At 53.6% G+C, this 463-nt stretch carries 1 protein-coding gene; it reads left to right on the top strand.

Annotation, left to right across the window (positions count from 1 at the left end; all coding sequences use genetic code 11):
* Positions 1-463 (top strand): 30S ribosomal protein S8e (locus FWJ25_RS20890; protein WP_149601895.1); only part of this gene is annotated, 463 nt, incomplete at both ends.

Genomic DNA, 463 nt, shown 5'->3' with positions numbered 1-463 from the left:
GGGGGAGCAGGCGGCGGCGAAGTTCCAAGAGGGGAAGAGAGAGAAGAGAAAGAGAGGTCCTCCTCGTCTCCGCCAAGATGGGTATCTCTCGAGACTCCATGCACAAGAGACGCGCAACGGGAGGGAAGAAGAAGGCCTGGAGGAAGAAGAGAAAGTATGAGTTGGGCCGGCAGCCGGCAAATACAAAGCTTTCTAGCAACAAGACTGTCAGAAGGGTTCGTGTTCGTGGAGGAAATGTGAAGTGGAGGGCCCTCCGTCTGGATACTGGCAATTACTCTTGGGGGAGTGAGGCTGTGACCCGAAAGACTCGTATCCTTGATGTCGTGTACAATGCCTCGAATAATGAACTTGTGAGGACACAGACCCTGGTGAAAAGTGCCATTGTCCAGGTTGATGCTGCCCCCTTCAAGCAATGGTACCTCCAGCACTATGGTGTTGAGATTGGTAGGAAGAAGAAGGCCCC

Origin of the sequence: Marinobacter salinexigens, assembly GCF_008370345.1 — a bacterium.
Lineage (GTDB): Bacteria > Pseudomonadota > Gammaproteobacteria > Pseudomonadales > Oleiphilaceae > Marinobacter > Marinobacter salinexigens.
This window is presented reverse-complemented; position numbering and strand designations above follow the sequence as displayed.